The sequence below is a fragment of the Bittarella massiliensis (ex Durand et al. 2017) genome (assembly GCF_017566145.1).
In the GTDB taxonomy this organism is placed as follows: Bacteria; Bacillota; Clostridia; order Oscillospirales; family Ruminococcaceae; genus Bittarella; species Bittarella massiliensis_A.
Window position 1 is genome coordinate 1 of record NZ_JABFCL010000098.1, and the last position, 262, is coordinate 262.

A 262-nucleotide genomic window follows, 5' to 3' on the forward strand; every position below is an offset into this window, starting at 1 on the left:
GCTGATACCTCCTTTTCAAGTTTTCTCTGCCGTTCTAAGACGGAATAAAAGTTGTCTGTCCTGTATGGTCGTTCTTTGGGGGCTATGAATTTCGTCTGAATGATGTTCTTCACCACCACTTCAAGGGGCTGTCCATGCTTCTCATACATGGCAAAGAGGAAACAGGGCAGCATGACGGCAATCATAGCCATAGACGCAAGGCTTGTGCCTGTGCTGTCTTTGAGCAGAAAGAAAAGCGGCAAGCCGAACAGGAGAGCCGCCG

The 262-nt window shown here is 49.2% G+C and carries 1 protein-coding gene; it reads right to left on the reverse strand.

Going from position 1 to position 262, the window contains the following annotated elements; translation table 11 throughout:
• Nucleotides 1-262 (reverse strand): PrgI family protein (locus HJY11_RS13605; RefSeq protein ID WP_208076465.1); only part of this gene is annotated, 262 nt, incomplete at both ends.